17 protein-coding genes and 1 pseudogene are annotated in these 19,396 nt (G+C 62.0%); 9 read left to right on the top strand and 9 right to left on the bottom strand.

Annotation, left to right across the window (positions count from 1 at the left end; genetic code table 11):
• Positions 1 to 139: 139 nt before the first annotated feature.
• Positions 140 to 1,534 (bottom strand): heavy metal sensor histidine kinase, encoded by a 1,395-nt coding sequence (locus tag QCE73_RS32725; protein WP_309885131.1) that lies wholly within the window; start codon positions 1,532 to 1,534, stop codon positions 140 to 142.
• Positions 1,531 to 2,202 carry a heavy metal response regulator transcription factor gene (locus QCE73_RS32720; protein ID WP_309885130.1) on the bottom strand — a complete coding sequence of 224 codons (672 nt, stop codon included), beginning with the start codon at positions 2,200 to 2,202 and terminating at the stop codon, positions 1,531 to 1,533. Before QCE73_RS32720 ends, QCE73_RS32725 begins: the two co-directional genes overlap by 4 nt.
• A gap of 157 nt (positions 2,203 to 2,359) precedes the next feature.
• Between QCE73_RS32720 and QCE73_RS32715 the strand changes: the two genes are divergently transcribed.
• The 6 genes from QCE73_RS32715 (at position 2,360) to QCE73_RS32690 (ending at position 7,350) form a co-directional block, all read left to right on the top strand.
• A complete protein-coding gene (locus tag QCE73_RS32715) occupies positions 2,360 to 2,944 on the top strand; it encodes a cytochrome b/b6 domain-containing protein (RefSeq protein WP_238218449.1) in 585 nt (194 codons plus the stop codon).
• Between the two features lie 3 nt (positions 2,945 to 2,947).
• Positions 2,948 to 3,721, top strand: coding sequence for a molybdopterin-dependent oxidoreductase (locus QCE73_RS32710; RefSeq protein ID WP_187605492.1), 774 nt, complete (start codon positions 2,948 to 2,950; stop codon positions 3,719 to 3,721).
• 32 nt (positions 3,722 to 3,753) lie between these two features.
• Positions 3,754 to 4,365 carry a hypothetical protein gene (locus tag QCE73_RS32705; protein ID WP_035511255.1) on the top strand — a complete coding sequence of 204 codons (612 nt, stop codon included), beginning with the start codon at positions 3,754 to 3,756 and terminating at the stop codon, positions 4,363 to 4,365.
• Positions 4,366 to 4,539: 174 nt separating this feature from the next.
• Positions 4,540 to 5,991 (top strand): NAD-dependent succinate-semialdehyde dehydrogenase, encoded by a 1,452-nt coding sequence (locus QCE73_RS32700; protein ID WP_309885128.1) that lies wholly within the window; start codon positions 4,540 to 4,542, stop codon positions 5,989 to 5,991.
• A gap of 235 nt (positions 5,992 to 6,226) precedes the next feature.
• The gene (locus tag QCE73_RS32695; RefSeq protein ID WP_309885127.1) at positions 6,227 to 6,457 is read left to right on the top strand and encodes a hypothetical protein; all 231 of its coding nucleotides are present in this window, start codon (positions 6,227 to 6,229) and stop codon (positions 6,455 to 6,457) included.
• A gap of 62 nt (positions 6,458 to 6,519) precedes the next feature.
• On the top strand, positions 6,520 to 7,350 hold the full coding sequence (locus QCE73_RS32690) for a DUF1932 domain-containing protein (protein WP_309885126.1): 831 nt from the start codon (positions 6,520 to 6,522) through the stop codon (positions 7,348 to 7,350).
• Here the strand turns inward: QCE73_RS32690 and QCE73_RS32685 are convergent.
• Positions 7,347 to 8,771 (bottom strand): PLP-dependent aminotransferase family protein, encoded by a 1,425-nt coding sequence (locus QCE73_RS32685; RefSeq protein WP_035511248.1) that lies wholly within the window; start codon positions 8,769 to 8,771, stop codon positions 7,347 to 7,349. The genes QCE73_RS32690 and QCE73_RS32685 overlap by 4 nt on opposite strands.
• Before the next feature lie 298 nt (positions 8,772 to 9,069).
• On the opposite strand from QCE73_RS32685, the gene QCE73_RS32680 reads away from it, so the two are divergent.
• Entirely contained in the window at positions 9,070 to 9,393 is a 324-nt protein-coding gene (locus tag QCE73_RS32680; protein ID WP_309885125.1) for a DUF2917 domain-containing protein, read from the top strand.
• A gap of 79 nt (positions 9,394 to 9,472) precedes the next feature.
• Here QCE73_RS32680 and acnA read toward each other — a convergent pair whose 3' ends face one another.
• From acnA to QCE73_RS32650, 6 genes are all read right to left on the bottom strand, one after another.
• On the bottom strand, positions 9,473 to 12,190 hold the full coding sequence (gene acnA, locus QCE73_RS32675) for an aconitate hydratase AcnA (protein WP_309885123.1): 2,718 nt from the start codon (positions 12,188 to 12,190) through the stop codon (positions 9,473 to 9,475).
• 46 nt (positions 12,191 to 12,236) lie between these two features.
• On the bottom strand, positions 12,237 to 13,688 hold the full coding sequence (locus QCE73_RS32670; RefSeq protein WP_309885121.1) for a bifunctional 2-methylcitrate dehydratase/aconitate hydratase: 1,452 nt from the start codon (positions 13,686 to 13,688) through the stop codon (positions 12,237 to 12,239).
• A gap of 32 nt (positions 13,689 to 13,720) precedes the next feature.
• Entirely contained in the window at positions 13,721 to 14,227 is a 507-nt protein-coding gene (locus tag QCE73_RS32665; protein ID WP_035511237.1) for a hypothetical protein, read from the bottom strand.
• 89 nt (positions 14,228 to 14,316) lie between these two features.
• A complete protein-coding gene (prpC, locus tag QCE73_RS32660; protein WP_309885120.1) occupies positions 14,317 to 15,489 on the bottom strand; it encodes a 2-methylcitrate synthase in 1,173 nt (390 codons plus the stop codon).
• Positions 15,490 to 15,558: 69 nt separating this feature from the next.
• Entirely contained in the window at positions 15,559 to 16,563 is a 1,005-nt protein-coding gene (locus QCE73_RS32655; protein WP_309885300.1) for an aldolase/citrate lyase family protein, read from the bottom strand.
• Positions 16,564 to 16,724: 161 nt separating this feature from the next.
• Positions 16,725 to 17,711, bottom strand: a complete 987-nt coding sequence (locus tag QCE73_RS32650) for a malate dehydrogenase (protein WP_035511232.1) — start codon at positions 17,709 to 17,711, stop codon at positions 16,725 to 16,727.
• A gap of 602 nt (positions 17,712 to 18,313) precedes the next feature.
• On the opposite strand from QCE73_RS32650, the gene QCE73_RS32645 reads away from it, so the two are divergent.
• A complete protein-coding gene (locus tag QCE73_RS32645; protein WP_035511230.1) occupies positions 18,314 to 19,111 on the top strand; it encodes a GntR family transcriptional regulator in 798 nt (265 codons plus the stop codon).
• Positions 19,112 to 19,282: 171 nt separating this feature from the next.
• Positions 19,283 to 19,396 (top strand): annotated as a pseudogene (locus QCE73_RS32640) (succinate dehydrogenase, cytochrome b556 subunit); the annotation flags it as partial.

Here is a 19,396-nt window from a genome sequence, read left to right as displayed (position 1 = left end):
CGGCCGGTGTGAAGTGCTTAGGCTGGGGAAAGCTGTTTCTTTGGTTACTTTCTTTGCAGCAGCAAAGAAAGTGACTGCCGCCCCGCACAGGGGCAGTGCCAATAGACCGACACGAAACCGGGATCCGGCGAAAAAAAACTCAATCAGGAAACAGCAAAGAAAACTCGATCCACCCATCCCGAGTGCAGTCAGCGGTCACCCTACCGCCATGCAACCCCATGATTGCCTGAACGATCGACAACCCGAGCCCGCTCGACTCCGTAAACTCGCTACGCGCCGCATCCCCACGATAGAAGCGGTCGAAGAGCTTGCCAAGCTCCTCCTGCCCGATCCGCGGCCCGCGATTACCCACCACGATGCGCGCGCCGTATTGATCCGCGTGTCCGCTCAGCCGCACAACGGTACCAGCCGTCGCATAGCGCACCGCATTCACGACCACATTGCCGATCGCTCTGCGGCACATAATTGCATTCGCTAGCATTTCGCCGTCGGCGTCGATTTCAAATGTGATGCGACGTTCATCGGCAATGCCTTCGAAGTAAGCGCCGATGGTTTCGAGCTCCTCGCGTATATCGAGCCGCTCACGCTCGATGCGCTGCTGCCCATGATCCGCCTGCGCAAGAAACAGAATGTTCTGCGCGATACGCGCGAGCCGCTCCAGCTCCTCCAGATTCGACTCCAGCACGCCGCGATATTCGACGACATTGCGCTCATGCGCGAGCGCAACCTGCGTCTCGCCGATCAACACGCCGATCGGCGTCCGCAATTCATGCGCGAGATCCGCGGAAAATTGCAGCAGGCGTTCATAACCGTGTTCGAGACGATCGAGCATCGCGTTGAACGATGCCGCGAGGCTCTGCAATTCGGCGGGCGCATGCGCGACATCGAGCCGCGCCGAAAGCCGGTTCGGCGTGATTTCCACGGCCTTGTCGGCCATCGCCTTGAGCGGCAAGAGCCCGCGGCTCGTCACCCAGTACGCGAGCACGAGCGTCACGAGCACCGCGCCGATCACCGTGATCCACACACGCTCCAGATACGCCGACAAGACGATCGCTTCCTGCGTCATCACGTGGGCCGCGATGATCTCGACCACTTCGCCACTCTCGCCGATCCGAGCCTGCGCACCGACCCAGCGCATGCGCACGCCATCCGCACGCGAGCCTTCGTAAAGATCGTCGAGTCCGATAGCGCGCGTCATCGGCACGATATGCAGCGGCGGTAATGGCATCCGCTCCGGATTCACGTTGATGAAAGGCGCCGACCCCGCACGCCGGAAGAAGATGACGTCCTGCCGGTCGCCGAGCATCGTTTCGAAGAGCTTCGGCCGCGCCTCGATTTCCTTGATCGTGTAGAGGTCGTGCAGCAGTGAGCGAAAATGTTCGACGCGTCCGATCAACTGATAGTCCGCACGCGTGGACAGCGCGCGATTCGTCGCCTGATAGAGCGACGCGCCGACCATTCCGACCACGACACACACGATCACGGCGAAAGAAAGCGCGATACGTACCGCAAGCGAACGCGAAGGCCGGTTCAAGGATTCTCCCCGAACGAATAGCCGATGCTGCGCACCGTGTGGATCAGCTTCGGATCGAACGCGTTATCGATCTTCGCGCGCAGCCGCTTCACCGCGACATCGACGACATTGGTGTCGCTGTCGAAGTTCATGTCCCACACTTCCGACGCAATGAGCGTGCGCGACAGCGCCTCGCCCTGATGCTTGCAAAAGAGATGCAGAAGCGCGAACTCCTTGTTCGTGAGCGCGATGTCGAGGCCCTTGCGCGTCACCTTGCGGCGCAGGACATCGACATGCAGATCCGCGATCTGAAACGTATCCGATTCGCGCATCACGCCGCGCCTGAGCAGCGTGCGGATGCGCAGCACGAGTTCGGTGAAGGAAAAAGGCTTGACGAGATAATCGTCCGCGCCGAGTTCGAGTCCGTGAATGCGGTCCGTCACGTGATCGCGCGCCGTGAGAAAAATGACAGGCAGGTCACGTTTCGCGCGCAAAGCGGACATCACCTGCCAGCCGTCGATGCCGGGAAGCATCACATCGAGTACGATCAGTTCGTACCGATTCGCGAGCGCCTGATGCAGGCCGTCCGTGCCGTTGCGCACGAGCTCGACCTGATAACCGGACTCGATGAGCCCTTTTTTCAGGTAGTCGCCGGTCTTGCGGTCGTCTTCGATAACGAGGATGGTCATGCTCGCGCTGCGTTCGATGGATTGCCGTCATTCTAGCCAGAGCCCATGCGTGTCTCGCCAAAGATGACAAAAAAGTCATCGAGAGGTCATCGATCGATCAGCGGCGCGTCGCTACCATGCCTGACGAAAACTCAATCGAATCGCGAGGCTCGACGACGTGCAAGTACAACCGTTATGGCTGCGCATCACGCACTGGCTCAACGCGTTCGCCGTGTTGATCATGGTGACGAGCGGCTGGCAGATCTACAACGCATCGCCGATTTTCAAATCCATTACTTTCCCGCCCGCCGTCACGCTCGGCGGCTGGCTCGGCGGCGCGCTGCAATGGCATTTCGCAGCGATGTGGCTGCTGGTCGCGAACTTCATCGTCTATGTCGCGATGAATCTTCTCACCGGCCGCCTGCGTCGCCGCATGTTCCCGCTCTCGATCAAGAGCATCGTCACCGACGCGTTCGCCGCATTGCGCGGCAAGCTCGGCCACGACGATCTCACGCACTACAACGCCGTACAAAAGTTCGCGTATCTGGCGGTGATCGTGGACATCGTGATCGTGATCCTGTCGGGCCTCGCGGTATGGAAGTCCGTGCAGTTTCCATTGCTTCGAACGCTGATGGGCGGCTATGACGATGCCCGTGTCGTGCATTTCTTCGGCATGAGCTTTCTGGTCGCGTTCGTCGTGGTGCATATCGTGATGGTGGCGCTCGTGCCGCGCTCGCTCGTGATGATGATTCGAGGTCGTTAAGCCATGTCGCTCAAGCTATTCAAATCGAGACCCGATGCCGAACTCATCATCAAGGATGCGGCGAAGGAATTAAAGGCGCCCGCGCGACGTTTATTCGGCAAGCGCATTCTGTCGCTCGGAGGGCTCGCGATGCTGTCCGGTTGCAACATCACCGACGACAAATCCGTCAACGCCATGTTGCGCCGCATCTCGTTCTTCAACGACGACGTGCAGGCGCTGCTGTTCGATCCGAACAAGCTCGCGCCGACGTATCCCGAGTCGATGATCACGCGCCCGTTTCCGTTCAACGCGTTCTATGACATCGACGAAGTGCCGGAAGTCGATCCATCGACATACAAGCTGGAAATCGGCGGCCTCGTCAAAGGCAAGCGCGTCTGGACGCTCGACGAGCTGCACGCGATGCCGCAGGAAAGCCAGGTGACGCGGCATATCTGCATCGAAGGCTGGAGCGCGATCGGCAAGTGGGGCGGCGTGCGCTTCGCGCAGGTCCTCGCACGTGCAGGCGCCGATACGAGCGCGAAATACGTGGCCTTTCATTGCGCCGATAACTACTCGACGAGCATCGACATGCCGACCGCGCTGCACGCGCAGACGCTGCTCACGCTCACTTACGACGGCCAGATTCTGCCGCCGAAATACGGCTTCCCGATGAAGCTGCGCATGCCGACCAAGCTCGGCTACAAGAACCCGAAGCACATCGTCGCGATCACCGTGACGAACGACTACCCCGGGGGCTATTGGGAGAATCAGGGTTACAACTGGTTCGGCGGGTCCTGAAGCTTCCGCTTTCATCACTCCAAGGAGATTGCATGTCGATTCGAATCAAACTCGGCGTCAGCATCGTGACGCTCGCTCTCGCTTCCGCAGCCTTTGCCCAGACGCCCGCCGCGAAGCCGGCGCGCATTCGCGGCGATATCGTGTCGCTGTCGGGCGACACGCTCACCGTCCATCGACGCAGCGGCGACACGGTGAAGATCGCCGTCAAGTCGGATACGCCCGTCACCGCGCTGAAGAACATCAAGCTGCAGGACATCAAGCCGGGCTCGTTCGTCGGCACGGCGGCGACCACCGGCACGGACGGCAAGCTCACCGCGACCGAAGTGCTCGTGTTCCCGGAGTCCGCGCGCGGCACGGGTGAAGGCCACTACGCGTGGGATCTGGGCCCGCAAAGCTCGATGACCAACGCGAATGTCGATCAGGTCGTGCAGGGCACGAGCGGCCGCGATCTGAAGCTCTCGTACAAGGGCGGCGCGAACTCGGTGACGGTGCCGGAGAACGTGCCTGTCGTGACCTTCGCACCCGCGACGCACGACGACCTGAAGCCGGGCAAGAAGGTATTCGTCGTCGCGAGTCCGTCGGGCTCGGACTTCGCGGCGCAGCGTATCGTCGTGGAGAAGGATGGAGTCGCGCCGCCGATGTAATCGCGCGGTTCCGTGCATCACGAACGCCCGCCGGGATCGTCCCGGCGGGCGTTCGTCATTCGGGCGTCACAGTGCGTACCTGCAGATACCACGCGTTCGGGATAACATTGTCGTTTGCATTTTTTGATGTTGCGCGACGTAACATCAGGCCACGCCACTCGTAAGGAGACATGCATGAGCAATACGCGTTCAGACTTTCCTGCTTATCCGAATACACAGCTTTATATCGACGGCGCCTGGCGCGATGGCTCACGCGACACCGCCGTGATCAATCCCGCGAACGAAGCCGAGATCGGCCGTCTTGCGCTCGCAGGCGAAGCGGAGCTTTCGCTCGCAGCGGACGCCGCCGCGCGCGGCTTCAGGGCATGGCGCAAGGTCTCGCCCTACGAACGCAGCAAGCTGATGCGTCGCGCGGCGCAGAATATCCGCGATCGCGCCGAGCAGATCGCCGCCATCATGTCGATGGAGCAAGGCAAGCCGTTCGGCGAGGCGCGCATCGAAACGCTGTCGGCGGCGGACATCATCGAATGGTTCGCGGAAGAAGGGCGCCGCACGTATGGCCGCGTGATTCCGTCGCGCACGGATGCGGTGCGCCAGATCGTCACGCGTGAACCGGTCGGTCCGGTCGCCGCATTCACGCCGTGGAATTTCCCGATCAATCAGGCGGTGCGCAAGGTGTCGGCCGCGCTCGCGTCGGGCTGCTCGGTCGTGCTGAAAGGCCCCGAAGAGACGCCCGCAAGCTGCGCGGCGCTCGTGCAGGCTTATGCCGATGCAGGCCTGCCCGCCGGCGTGCTGAACCTCGTGTTCGGCGTGCCCGCCGATGTCTCGAAGTATCTGATCGCGCATCCCGCGATCCGCAAGATTTCGTTCACCGGCTCGACGCCGGTCGGCAAGCTGCTCGCATCCCTCGCGGGCGAGCACATGAAGCGCGTGACGATGGAACTGGGCGGCCACGCGCCCGCCATCGTGTTCAAGGACGCGGACATCCCCCGTGCGGCGAAGATGCTCGCATCGGCGAAGTTCCGCAACGCGGGCCAGGTGTGCATTTCGCCGACGCGCTTTCTCGTCGAAGAAGCCGCATACGACGAGTTCGTGCAGCACTTCGTCGCGACCGCGAACGCGGTGAAGGTCGGCAACGGTCTCGACGATGGCGTGCAGATGGGCCCGCTCGCGAACGGCCGCCGTCTCGAAGCAATGGAGCGTCTCGTCGCCGACGCGCGCGAGCAGGGCGCGAAGGTGCTGACGGGTGGCGAGCGCATCGGACGCGAAGGCTACTTCTTCGCGCCGACCGTGCTCACCGATGTGCCGATGAGCGCCCGCATCATGACCGAAGAGCCGTTCGGCCCGATCGCGCCGATCGCATCGTTCAAGTCGTATGACGAAGTGATCGCCGAGGCGAATCGCCTGCCTTACGGACTGGCCGCGTACGCTTACACGAGCTCGGCGGCGACGTCGGCGGCGATATCGGACGATATCGAAAGCGGGATGCTCTCGATCAATCACCACGGCCTCGCATTGCCGGAGACGCCGTTCGGCGGCGTGAAGGACTCCGGCTACGGCTCGGAAGGCGGCAGCGAAGCGATGGAAGCCTATCTCGTCACGAAGTTCGTGACGGAGCATCGTTGATTGTTGCGTCGGTGAAGTAGTCCAGGAGGCGGCCCTTCGAAGGGCCGCCTTTTATCACATGCAAATAGTAAGGATGGCGAATCGAAAGATGCGTGAAACCATCGTGAAATAAGTACCAGTTTCAGGCATGTAACGCTCGTAACACGCGGAAAAATGGCCGTAGCCGAATTGCCAGCTTCGCTCTCTAGCATGTATCGATACGTGCTTTCCGCTCGTCCGACGCATGGAGAACCGAATGCTGAGTCCACACGAAATTTCCACGCTCTTGCTGATCGAGCGCTCGCCTCATCAGGTCGAAGTCTTCGGCCAGCAGGCAGCGCGTTTGCTCCAGGAGGCGCTCGTCGAAATCACGCGACTGCCGACTGGCGCGCCGATGCCGCTTCTCACGCCGAAGGGACACGATATGCTGAAACGACTCGATGCGCTCCGGCATCTTCACTCGAACGAAACTGACGACAGCGAGTAGGCCGAGCGCTTCTCTGCTCGCAAGCGTATTCTGTTTCGTTCGCGGATACACGGAGCCTGCAAGTGACTCAATCGAAACATCCGACCGTCGCGATTCTGGGCGCGGGCAGCATGGGATCGGCTATCGGCCGCGCATTGACGCAATCGGGTGCGCGCGTGCTGACATCGCTCGAAGGCCGCAGCGCTGCAAGCGCCGCGCGCGCACGCGAGGCCGGCATGGAGGACGCGAACCTCGATAGCCTCGCGGCATGCGAGTTCATGCTGTCCATCGTGCCGCCCGCGGTCGCGATCGACACCGCGAAACGCATGGCGCCCGCGCTCGAACGGGCAAGCGTGCAGCCGCTCTATATCGACTGCAACGCGATCAATCCCGATACCGTCAGGGAAATCGAGCGCACGCTCGAACCGATCGGCACGCCGTTCGTCGATGGCGCGATCATCGGCATGCCTTCTTCGCCCAAGTTCTACATGTCGGGGCCGCATGCACAGCGCACGCAGGCGCTCGCCGATGCCGGCCTCGCCGTGCGTGTGCTCGATGGACCGGTGGGCGCCGCATCCGCGCTCAAGATGTCGTATGCGGGCATCACGAAGGGGCTGACCGCGCTCGGCTCGGCCATGTCCCTCGCCGCGATGCGCAACGGCGCGGGCGATGCGCTTCTCGCCGAACTCGCGGAGAGTCAGCCCGCGCTTGCCGCGTGGCTCGCGGGCAACGTGCCGCGCATGCCGCCGAAAGCGTATCGATGGGTTGCGGAGATGGAAGAGATCGCGCAGTTCATCGGCGATGAATTCGCGGAGCATCGCATCTACGAAGGCGCGGCGGGACTTTACGCGCGGCTTGCGCAAGACAGGGACGCGACCGACGCGCTCGAACGTTTCTTCGATAAAAGCCGCTAGACGCGCGCGACCGCGGCTTCCTTCATGTGCTCGAAGAAGCGCGCCGCGCGCCGGTCGCCCGCATACGCGGAGTTGATGCGCACCCACGCGCACGCCTCGCCGTTCGGGCGGTAATAGCTGCCCGGCGCGAGCGTCACGCCGAACTTCACCGCTTCCTCGACGAGCACGGACGAATCGTCGATGCCCGGCACTTTCGCCCACACGAAGTTGCCGCCGCTCGGTTCGTCGAACACATCCCAGCCGTAGCTTTCGAGCATTTGCACCGCGCTCGACAGCGAATCGCGCACGCGCTTGCGCAGCCGTTCCAGATACTTGCGATACGTGCCGCGTTCGAGCAGGCTCGCGGCGACGCTCTCCGCGAATCGCGTGCCGCCGAGACTCGTCAGCACCTTCACGTCGACGAGATTCTTCACGAGCTCGCGATTCGCCGCGAGATAGCCGATACGCAACGACGACGACAGCGTCTTCGACAAACCGCCGACATAGATCACGCGATCGAGCTGATCGAGCGAGGCGAGCCGTTGCGTCGGCACGGCCTGAAAGTCGGCGTAGATATCGTCCTCGACGATCATGAAGCCGTGCTGTGTCGCGAGTTGCAGCAGCCTGAACGCGACCTGCGGCGCGACGTTCGTAGCGGTCGGGTTCTGGAATACCGTGTTGATGAAAAAGAGCTTCGGTTGATGCTGCCTGAGCAGTTCTTCCGCGATATCGATATCGGGACCGTTCGCGAGCCGAGGCACGCCGACGAGTCGCACGCCCTGCAGCTTCAGAAGCCCGAAGAGGTTGTAGTAACCGGGGTCTTCGACGAACACCGTATCGCCCGGCTTCAGCATGTAGCGCACGACGAGGTCGAGCGCCTGACTCGCCCCGGTTGTGATCATCACGTTCGGAAGATCGGCGTCGATGCCGAGCGCGTTGATGCGCATCGCGACCTGCTGGCGCAGGCTCGTGTCGCCGTGCGGAATCGCGTAATCGATCACGCTCGACACGTCGAGGCGCGACGCCTGACGGATCGCCTGCGTGAGACCGTCCACGTCGCGCCACGCCTCCGGAATGAAGCCGCTGGAGAGCTTCAGCGACTCGCCGGGATAGTTGAACTGCTGAAGAATCTGGTTCGATTCTTCTTCGGCGAGGCGCGGGTCGCAATTGCCGGCGTTGCTCTCGCGCTCGTCGACGTGATTCGCCACATAGAAGCCCGAACCGTGTTTCGGCTGGATCAGCCCGCGCGACGCGAGCCGGTCGTACGCCTCGATCACCGGAAAGCGGCTGATGCGCTGCTCGGCGGCGAGCTGACGAATCGACGGCAACTTCGCGCCCGCGAGCACGCGGCGAGAACGGATCATCGCCTCGATCTGGTTGACGATCTGCTCGGTCAGCGGCACGCCGGTGCCGCCGTCGATGTGAAGCGGAAGTGCATTCATGATGTCTGAAACTGTTCAGTGAATCGAAGTGAACAGTTCGATTTTGCTGTTCACCAGTGTCTTCGCGTCATTCGAACGCATCCGCAAAGCCGCGTCAAGACTAGCCGAACGGCCAAATCAAGTGTTTTTAAAGTGTCGGATCGACATGAACTGTTCGGTCGATTTAGCTTAACAGTTCTGCTACAACTGTTCATAACTGTTCATTCAAGCTGTTCGGAATCGGGCGAATAATAGGCTCAACGGCTGCTTTCGCATTCGAATGCGGCCTTCCAGTTACACGATCCGAAGGAGCAGCATCATGCGTGAAATCCGGACATTCGAACTCGATCGGCGCGACGCGCCTACGCGCTGGGTGATCGATCGGCCTCAGACCTTGCGCGTGACGCGCGGGCAAGTCTGGCTGACCATCGAAGGCGCGGCCGATGATTACTGGCTGGACGCGGGCGTGTCCGTCGAACTGAAGCCATACACGACGATCTGGGTCAGCGGAACGGCGGACTCGAGCTGGTTCTCGCTGGCATCCGACTCGACGCACGGCGGTGCGCGGCGGCTGGGTGAAATCGCGCGCACGTGGTTTGCGCGCCGTGCGATGCCCGGGAAACTCGCGACCTCCAAGGCGTAGGACGAAAAAAAACCCGGCCGAGGCCGGGTCCAATGTTCCCGCGCTCTTTCGAGCGCGGTCACCTGCAAAACAGGCTTGCTTACGCTGCGAGCAGCGAGCGCAGCACGAACGGCAGAATCCCGCCGTGCTTGTAGTAGTCGACTTCGATCGGCGTATCGATACGCAGCAGCACCTGCACGCGATCTTCCTTGCCGTCCTTGCGATGGATCACCAGCGTGACTTCCTGCTGCGGCTTGAAGTCGTCGCCGAGACCTTCGATGTCGTAAGTCTCTTCGCCCGTGATGTTCAGCGACTGGACGCTGTCCGCGCCCTTGAACTGCAGCGGCAACACGCCCATGCCGACGAGATTCGAGCGATGGATACGCTCGAAGCTGCGCGCGACCACGGCCTTCACGCCGAGCAGTTGCGTGCCCTTCGCCGCCCAGTCGCGCGACGAACCCGTGCCGTACTCCTCGCCCGCGAAGATGACGGTCTGCGTGCCGGCGTCGATGTACTTCATCGCGGCGTCGTAGATCGACAACTGTTCGCCGCTCGGCTGATGAATCGTCAGGCCGCCTTCGACGCGCGTGCCGTCGGCCTTCGCCGGAATCATCAGGTTCTTGATGCGCACGTTCGCGAAGGTGCCGCGCATCATCACGTCGTGATTGCCGCGACGCGAGCCGTAGCTGTTGAAGTCGGCCTTCTGCACGCCGTTCGCCTTCAGCCACACGCCCGCCGGCGACGTTTCCTTGATCGAGCCCGCCGGGCTGATGTGGTCGGTCGTCACGGAATCGCCGAAGATGCCGAGCGCGCGCGCGCCCTTGACCGCGGGGATCGAATCGGCCGGCTGCATCGAAAACTCGCTGCCGAAGAACGGCGGCTCGGCGATGTACGTCGACTTCGGCCAGTCATACACCTGACCGCTTTCGCCCGCGATCTTGCTCCACAGGTCGCCGTCCTTCGTGAGCTGCGAGTAGTTCTCGCGGAACGCCTTCGCGTCCAGCGCGAACTTGAGCAGCGCGTGGACTTCGTCGCTCGTCGGCCAGATATCGCCGAGATAGATGTCGCGGCCGTCCGTGCCTTTGCCGACAGGCTCGGTCATCAGATCGCGCGTGATGGTGCCCGCGATCGCGTATGCCACGACCAGCGGCGGCGAAGCCAGGAAGTTCGCGCGGATGTTCGGGTGAATACGCGCTTCGAAGTTACGGTTGCCCGACAGCACCGCCGCCGCGACGACGTCGTTCTTCGTGATCGCGTCGTTCAGTTCCGGCGTCAGGTCGCCTGCATTGCCGATACAGGTCGTGCAGCCGTACGCGGCCAGCGTGAAACCGAGCTTGTCGAGATAGGGCAAGAGGCCCGTCTTCGTCAGATACTCGGTGACGATGCGCGATCCCGGCGCGAGCGACGTCTTGATGTGCGGCGCGACCGTCAGACCCGCTTCGACGGCCTTCTTCGCCAGCAGACCGGCGGCGAGCAGCACGCTCGGGTTCGACGTGTTCGTGCACGACGTGATCGCGGCGATCAGCACATCGCCGTTCTTCAGGTTCACGCCGTCGGCGGTTTTGTAGTCGGCTTCGAGATCGGCGGCCTTCTTGTTGAAGCCGTTTTCGCCCGCCGGCTTCGAGAAGAGGTCGGAGAACGTGCTCTTCACGTTGCCGATTTCGATGCGATCCTGCGGACGCTTCGGGCCCGCGAGCGACGGCGCGACCGTGCCCAGATCCAGCGAAAGCGTCTTGGTGTAGTCGATGTCGCCGGCCTTCGGCACGCCCCACAGCTTCTGCGCCTTGAAATACTGCTCGAACGCGGCGATTTCCGCATCGGTGCGACCCGTGCCCTTGAAGTAGTCGATGGTCTTTTCATCGACGGGGAAGAAGCCCATGGTCGCGCCGTACTCGGGCGCCATGTTGCCGATGGTCGCGCGATCCGGCACGCCGATCGAGGCCGTGCCTTCGCCGAAGAACTCGACGAACTTCCCGACGACCTTTTCCTTGCGCAGCATTTCGGTGATGGTCAGCACGAGGTCGGTCGCCGTGCAGCCTTCGCGCAGCTTGCCCTTCAGCTCGACGCCGACGACGTCCGGCGTCAGGAAGTACACCGGCTGGCCGAGCATGCCCGCTTCCGCTTCGATGCCGCCCACGCCCCAGCCCACCACGCCGATGCCGTTGATCATCGTCGTGTGGCTGTCCGTGCCGACGAGCGTGTCCGGATAGTAGACGGTGTCGCTGCCTTCGGTCTTCTTGTGCACGCCGCGCGCGAGGTATTCGAGATTCACCTGGTGCACGATGCCGATGCCCGGCGGCACGACCTTGAACGTGTCGAACGCCTGCATGCCCCACTTCATGAACTGGTAGCGCTCGTTGTTGCGCTGGAATTCCAGCTTCATGTTCAGGTCGAGCGCGTTCGGCTCGCGGAAATGATCGATCTGCACCGAGTGATCGACGACGAGATCCACCGGCACGAGCGGCTCGATCGCCTTCGGATCCTTGCCCGCGCGCTTGGCGACGCCACGCATCGCGGCGATGTCGGCGAGCAGCGGCACGCCCGTGAAGTCCTGCAGCACGACGCGCGCGACCACGAACGGAATTTCATCGACACGAGCGGCGTTGGGCTTCCAGTTCGCCAGTTGCTCGATGTGCTCTTCGGAGATCTTCTTCCCGTCGTAATTGCGCAGCACCGATTCGAGCACCAGCCGGATCGAGACCGGCAGACGCTGGATCTTGACCTTCAGCGCGTCGCCGAGTTGCGGCAGCGAGTAGAGCTTGCCTTTGCCGGAGCCGCTGTCGAATTCCTTGAGCGTGTTGTGGAGATTGTGGGCCATGGTTATTTTCCTTGGACTAAGACGAGGAAATTGCTTCTTTGTGAGGCTAAATCACGTACAGATCGACATATTCATTGACCGGCATTGCTTCGAGTCTTGCCTGGTCGAGCGATACCGCGAGGATCGCCTGCTGCTGCTTTTGCGGAAAACGGCGCGCGAGATTCGTCCTGAACTTCTCGACGAGCAACGGAATGCCGTCCGCGCGCCGGCGCTTGTGACCGATCGGATACTCGACCGCGATTTCATCGAGCGTCGTGCCGTCGCTGAATTCGACGGTCAGCGCATTCGCGATCGAGCGCTTCTCCGGATCGTGATAATCCTTCGTGTATTGCGAGTCTTCCACGCATTCCATTTTCGCGCGCAGTGCGTCGATGTGCGGGTCCTGCGCGATGGCATCTTCGTAATCGGCGGCGGTGAGACGGCCGTGGATCAGCGGCACGGCGATCATGTACTGAATGCAGTGATCGCGGTCCGCGGGGTTGTTCAGCGGCCCCTTCTTGTCGATGATGCGAATCGCCGCTTCGTGCGTGCGAATCGTGATCTTCCTGATGTCATCGACAGACCTGCCGGCTTGCTTCAGCTTGCCGTGCAAGGTCATCGCGGCTTCGACGGCCGTTTGCGCATGGAATTCGGCGGGAAACGAGATCTTGAAGAGCACGTTCTCCATCACGTAAGAACCATACGGACGCTGGAACCTGAACGCCTCGCCCTTGAAGAGCACGTCGTAAAAGCCCCATGTTTTAACGCTCAGAACGGACGGATAGCCCATCTCGCCGGTCTTCGCGATCAACGCGAGGCGCACGGCGCGCGAGGTGGCGTCGCCCGCGGCCCACGATTTGCGCGAGCCCGTGTTGGGCGCATGACGATATGTGCGCAGCGCATGGCCATCGACGAGGGCGAGCGACACCGCGTTGATGAGTTCATCGCGCGTGAGGCCGATCATCTGCCCGACAACCGCCGTCGATGCGAGCTTGACGAGCAGCACGTGATCGAGCCCGACCTTGTTGAACGAGTTCTCCAGCGCGATGCAGCCTTGAATTTCGTGCGCCTTGATCATCGCGATCAGGACGTCTTTCATGTCGAGCGGCTTCTTGCCCGACGCGATCGCGTTACGCGAAAGCCAGTCGGCCGTTGCGAGAATGCCGCCGAGGTTATCCGACGGATGGCCCCACTCCGCGGCGAGCCATGTGTCGTTGAAGTCGAGCCAGCGGATCATCGCGCCGATATTGAACGCGGCCTGTACCGGGTCGAGTTGAAACGAAGTGCCCGGCACCTTCGCACCGTTGGGGACGATCGTGCCCGGCACGATCGGTCCCATCAGCTTGGTGCAGGCGGGGTAGGAGAGGGCTTCGAGTCCGCAGCCGAGTGTGTCGATCAGGCAGTTGCGCGCCGTTTCGAGTGCAAGCGTGCTGTCGACGCTGTAATCGAGCACGTAGTCGACTATGTCTACCAGTACCTTGTCCGGATCGGGCCGGACATTGGAAATCGGTGCGGACATCGAGGGATTCCTGATTTAAGTGCTGAGCTAACTTACTCCGCGTTCTTGATCAGCGCGTTCGACTGCGTCGGAGCCGGGCCGCCCGCAGCCATGTCGGGCGTCATGCACTCGTCGGCGAGGCGCGACGAGTCCTTATCCGAGAACAGCATTGCTTTCGACGGGATCACGACGAGGTCCATGCCCGACGCCGAATCGTGGAAACGATCCGCACCGGTCGTCGTGTCCTGGCGCGGCAGGCGGTAATCCTTCTTGGCCCAGTTCACGGTGACGATGGCGTCACGCTTCATGTCGCCTTTCAGGTAGAAAGCGTTACCGTCCTTGCACGACCACTTCACTGCACCTTCGGGAATCGGATCAGTCTTGGCCGCCGCGGCCGCTTCGGCCTTGGGGCTGCGCTTGATCAGGCGGCGAGCCGGAGCGGGGCGCTTGGCCTTGGCCGCGCTCGAATCGGTGGCCGTCGCAGCGAAGGCGTCGGCGCTGACGAAGACGCTCGTCGTAGCCAGCGTGCCGGCGATTGCAGCGATCAGAAGTTTATTCATCGAAAAAAACCTTTCAAAAACATTGGGGTTGAATGGCGATTGCAGCGCGGCGTGGATTTCTTCCTCGTGAAATCCGATCGCGCAGCCCGCTATTTTCGCTTATTTATCGGAATGAACTTCAAATTCTCCGGTCCGGTGTAATTTGCGCTCGGCCGGATGATCTTGTTGTCGATGCGTTGCTCGATGATGTGCGCGGCCCAACCCGACGTGCGCGAGATCACGAAGAGCGGCGTGAACATGGCCGTGGGCACGCCCATCATGTGATACGACACCGCGCTGAACCAGTCGAGATTGGGGAACATCTTCTTTGCGTCCCACATCACCGTTTCGAGGCGCTCGGCGATATCGAAGAGCTTCGTGTCGCCCGCTTCCTTCGACAGCTTCTTCGCGATTTCCTTGATGACCTTGTTGCGCGGATCGGAGATCGTGTACACCGGATGGCCGAAGCCGATCACGACTTCCTTGTTCTCCACGCGGCGCTTGATGTCGGCTTCGGCTGCATCGGGCGTCTCGTAGCGCGATTGAATCTCGAAGGCCGCTTCGTTCGCGCCGCCGTGCTTCGGGCCGCGCAGCGCGCCGATCGCGCCCGTGATCGCCGAATACATGTCGGTGCCGGTGCCCGCGATCACGCGCGCCGTGAACGTCGATGCGTTGAACTCGTGCTCGGCGTAGAGATTGAGCGATACGTGCATAGCATCGACCCAGGACTTCGACGGCGCAACGCCATGCAGCAGATGCAGGAAGTGTCCGCCGATGGAATCGTCATCGGTTTCGACTTCGATGCGCTTGCCATTGTGCGAGTAGTGATACCAGTAAAGCAGCATCGAGCCGAGCGAGGCCATCAGCTTGTCGGCGATATCCTTCGCGCCCGGCACGTTGTGATCGTCCTTCTCGGGCAGGATGGTGCCGAGCACGGAGACGCCGGTGCGCATCACGTCCATCGGATGCGCGGACGCGGGAATCCATTCGAGCGCGGCCTTCAGGTTCGCGGGCAGGCCACGCAACGCCTTGAGCTTCGTCTTGTACGCCTTCAGTTCGGCCGCGTTCGGCAGCTTGCCGTGCACCAGCAGATGCGCGATTTCTTCGAATTCGGAAGTGGTCGCGACATCGAGAATGTCGTAGCCGCGATAGTGCAGGTCATTGCCGGTCTTGCCGACCGTGCACAGCGCGGTATTGCCCGCCGTCACACCGGACAGCGCGACGGATTTCTTCGGCTTGAAACCACCGGTTGCGGGTGCGTCGGTCGATGCGGTATCAGTCATGCTCTCCAGTCTCCTTTCGTACGCTCGCCAGGCGGCGTGACTTGTCGTGCTCGAAGAACGCGCCCGCGCTCATGCCTCTGAAGCCGGCGTGTCGAAGAGCGGCGCGCATTCGTCCGGCATGGTCTGACCGGTCGCGTGCGCGCGACGCAGCACCGACCAGTAATAGCGATAGCTCGCGCGGTCATGCAGCGTATCGCCGTGGCGCGTCGGGCCCCACTGCGCGCGTTGCGCTTCGAGCAGGATCGCGGCGGCGAGCGCGATTTCATCGGCGCGCGGCGAGAAAGCCTCGACGATCGGCCTGATCTGGTCCGGATGGATGCTCCACATGCGCGTATAGCCGAACTCGTTGCGGGCGCGCGCGGCATCGTTCGCGACGACGCTCATGTCGCGCACTTCCGTCGATACATTGTGCGACGGCACCTTGCCATGCGCATGACACGCAGCGGCGATCTCCAGCTTCGCGCGCCGCACGAGCGGATGATCGAACTGGCCGGGAGAGCGCATCGCGGTATCGGGGATCGCGCCGTTGTGCGCGGACACGAAATCCATCAGGCCGAAGCTCAGTGATTCGACGCCCGGCAGCGCGGCGAGTTCGAACGCTTGCGCGAGCGCGCCATGCGTTTCGATCAGCAGATGACAGGGAATCGGCTTCGCAATGCCGAACTCGCGGCGCGTTGCTTCGATGAAGGCCACCATCTCGGCGGCATCGGAAGCGCTGCGGATCTTCGGCAGCATGATGAACGCGGGCGCGTGCTTCGCGTTGCGCAGGATGATGCGCACGTCGTCGCGCCACGCACGATGATGGAAGTCGTGGATACGCACGCCGACGCGCCCGAAGCGGTCTTCCTCGCCGCCGACGAACGATGCGACCATCTCGGCATGCCCGGTCTCGTGACCGACTTGCGCGCCGTCCTCGCAATCGAGCGTGATGTCGAACACAGGGCCCAGTTGCGCCTGCAACGCCAGTGATTTCCTGATCAGCTTCTCGCTGCCTGCGTAGTGATCGCAGGGCGGGAGCACGGCAGGTTGCGGTTCGCCGTCAAACAGCACTTCGGCGGGAGTGAGATCGCGCATCGTCGGCATCGGGTCCGATTGGAGGGATGTGAATTCGATCTTGCTCATGCTTCTGATTCGGCCGCGCTCGAACACTTCAAGCGCGATCGGATCAGGCGCGAACGCGGCGAAGCGTTCGCGCTGACGGGAAGCCCTCGCGAGCTTACCCTTTTGAAACGTGCTTACTTGCCGAGCAGATGCGCGACGCCGTCACGCTCTTCGAGCAGTTCGTTAAGCGTGCCGTCCATCTTTTCGCGCGAGAACGCGTCGATTTCCAGACCTTCGACGCGCTTGTATTCGCCGTTTTCGCACGTGACGGGCACGCCGTAGATGATGTCTTCCGGAATGCCGTACGAGCCGTCCGACGGAATGCCCATGGTCACCCACTTGCCATTCGTGCCGAGCACCCAGTCACGCACGTGATCGATGGCCGCGTTGGCCGCCGATGCCGCCGACGACAGGCCGCGCGCTTCGATGATCGCAGCGCCGCGCTTGCCGACGGTCGGGATGAACGTGTTGCGGTTCCATTCGTCGTCGCTGATGAGCTTCGTGAGGTCCTGGCCTTCGGCGGTCGCGAAGCGGAAATCCGGGTACATCGTCGGCGAGTGGTTGCCCCACACCGCGAGCTTTTCGATCGACGCGACCGGCTTGCCCGACTTGGCCGCCAGTTGCGACAGCGCGCGGTTGTGGTCCAGACGCAGCATCGCGGTGAAGTTCTTCTTCGGCAGATCCGGCGCCGACTTCATCGCGATGTACGCGTTCGTGTTCGCCGGGTTGCCGACGACCAGCACCTTCACGTCGCGGCTCGCGACATCGTTCAGTGCCTTGCCCTGAACCGTGAAGATTTCGGCGTTCGCCGACAGCAGGTCCTTACGCTCCATGCCCTTCGAACGCGGACGCGCACCGACGAGCAGCGCGACGTCGGCATCCTTGAACGCGACCTTGGGATCGTCCGTGACGACCACGCCTGCGAGCAGCGGGAACGCGCAGTCTTCCAGTTCCATCACGACGCCCTTCACGGCGGCTTGCGCTTGCGGCAGATCGAGCAACTGAAGAATCACGGGCTGGTCTTTGCCGAGCAGATCGCCGTTGGCGATACGGAACAGCAGCGAGTAGCCGATTTGACCTGCGGCGCCGGTTACGGCAACGCGCTTTGCGGACTTAGCCATTGAGAACTCTCCTGGACAGTGCGTGGAACGCTAGGGAAAAACGCCATTTTATGCGCGTTACGCAAAGCGTTGATGAAGACATGCCGGCCATGCCGCGTGCGAATCGCCGAACGCGGCGCCACGTGGCGTTGCGCGCGTTCGTTGATGGATTCGCGTCGCATGAATGTTCGAGCGGCGTGACTGTCATGCCATGAATCCTTCTCTTCGAGCGAGAGGCGTGCGGGATGATCTGGAAGGACGCGATGATTCGCTTGGTCTGACGGCAACGCGCCCATACGAGACGGCGCTTGACGTTGCGAGGCGTGGGGCAGGCAGCGGCGCGCGAATCGATTGGCCGATCGGCGTGAGGCGAAAGCGAAAGGGCGTGCCTGGCGGTATGCTGCGCAATGCGTGGCTGCCGCGATCCAGAGTGCTCTGGCGGCTAAAACCGCCATGCAAAACACGCTGGCCGACGGTTCCTGCGTTCTCGCAACGACCCGCAAACCCTTGCTCGACAAAGAGTGTAGGATCGGTCCGAGGTAAAGTCAACACTATCTTATGTCTTATATAAGACATAGGAATCTACGGGAAAAGTCTGGACGCACGGCGGCCCTTGTGTTGAAATGCGCGGCATGAATTCCAACCCGGCGAGCACGACGACCACCAACGGCACTGCACCGGCGGCTGAGGCCGCGAGCACGCCGTCGCCGACGTTCAGCCCGCTGTATCAGCAAATCAAGGCGCTCATCACGCAGGGGCTCGAGTCCGGCGAATGGAAGCCTGGCGAGATCATCCCGAGCGAGGTCGAGCTGGCCGCGCGTTACAAGGTGAGTCAGGGCACGGTCCGCAAAGCGATCGACGAGCTCGCCGCCGACAATCTTCTCGTTCGCCGTCAGGGCAAAGGCACGTTCGTTGCAACGCACAACGAGGACCGCGTGCAGTTCCGCTTCCTGCGCCTTCTGCCCGACGACGGCGACGTTCATCCCCATGTGAGCCGCCTGCTCGAATGCAGACGGCTGCGCGCGCCCGCCGAGATTGCGCGTCAACTGGACCTGAAGCCCGCCGACCCTGTCGTTCTTATCAAGCGCTTGTTGCAGTTTGATGGCGTAACGACCGTATTCGATGAAATCTGGCTGCCGGGCGCGGTGTTTCGCGGACTCACGGCCGAGCGTCTCGCCGATTACAAAGGCCCGCTCTATGCGATGTTCGAGACGGAGTTCGGCACGCGCATGATCCGCGCGACGGAAAAGATCCGCGCCGTCGCCGCCGACGAGACCGTCGCGCAATTTCTCGATGTGGCGCAGGGATTTCCGCTTTTATCGGTGGAGCGCGTGTCCTATACCTATGGCGATCGGCCTGTCGAAGTGCGGCGCGGATGGTATGTCACGACCGGTTATTACTATCAGAACGACTTGAGTTGATCGAATGAAGCGGGGTCGCGAGCACTGGCTGAGTGCTCGCTGAATACGCACGTTGGTACGGCCATTTTCGCGCATGCAGCAACAGTCTTTTGGACGGCTATTCGCTGCAGCGCGAAATAAAAAGGCGCTAAAATCGCGGATTAGTGTTGTTTTAACAAGTTGGGGTCTAGCATGGCTGAAGCCGTAAAAAAACCAAGGCCGGAATACCGGAACATCGGAATCGGCCAGCTCGCGAAGTATCGCTTGCCGCTGGCAGGGAAGGTTTCGATCCTGCATCGTGTGAGC

Origin of the sequence: Caballeronia sp. LZ029, from assembly GCF_031451275.1 — a bacterium.
Lineage (GTDB): Bacteria > Pseudomonadota > Gammaproteobacteria > Burkholderiales > Burkholderiaceae > Caballeronia > Caballeronia jiangsuensis.
The sequence above is the reverse complement of the archived record's forward strand: the minus strand, read 5'-3'. Positions and strand labels throughout refer to the sequence as shown.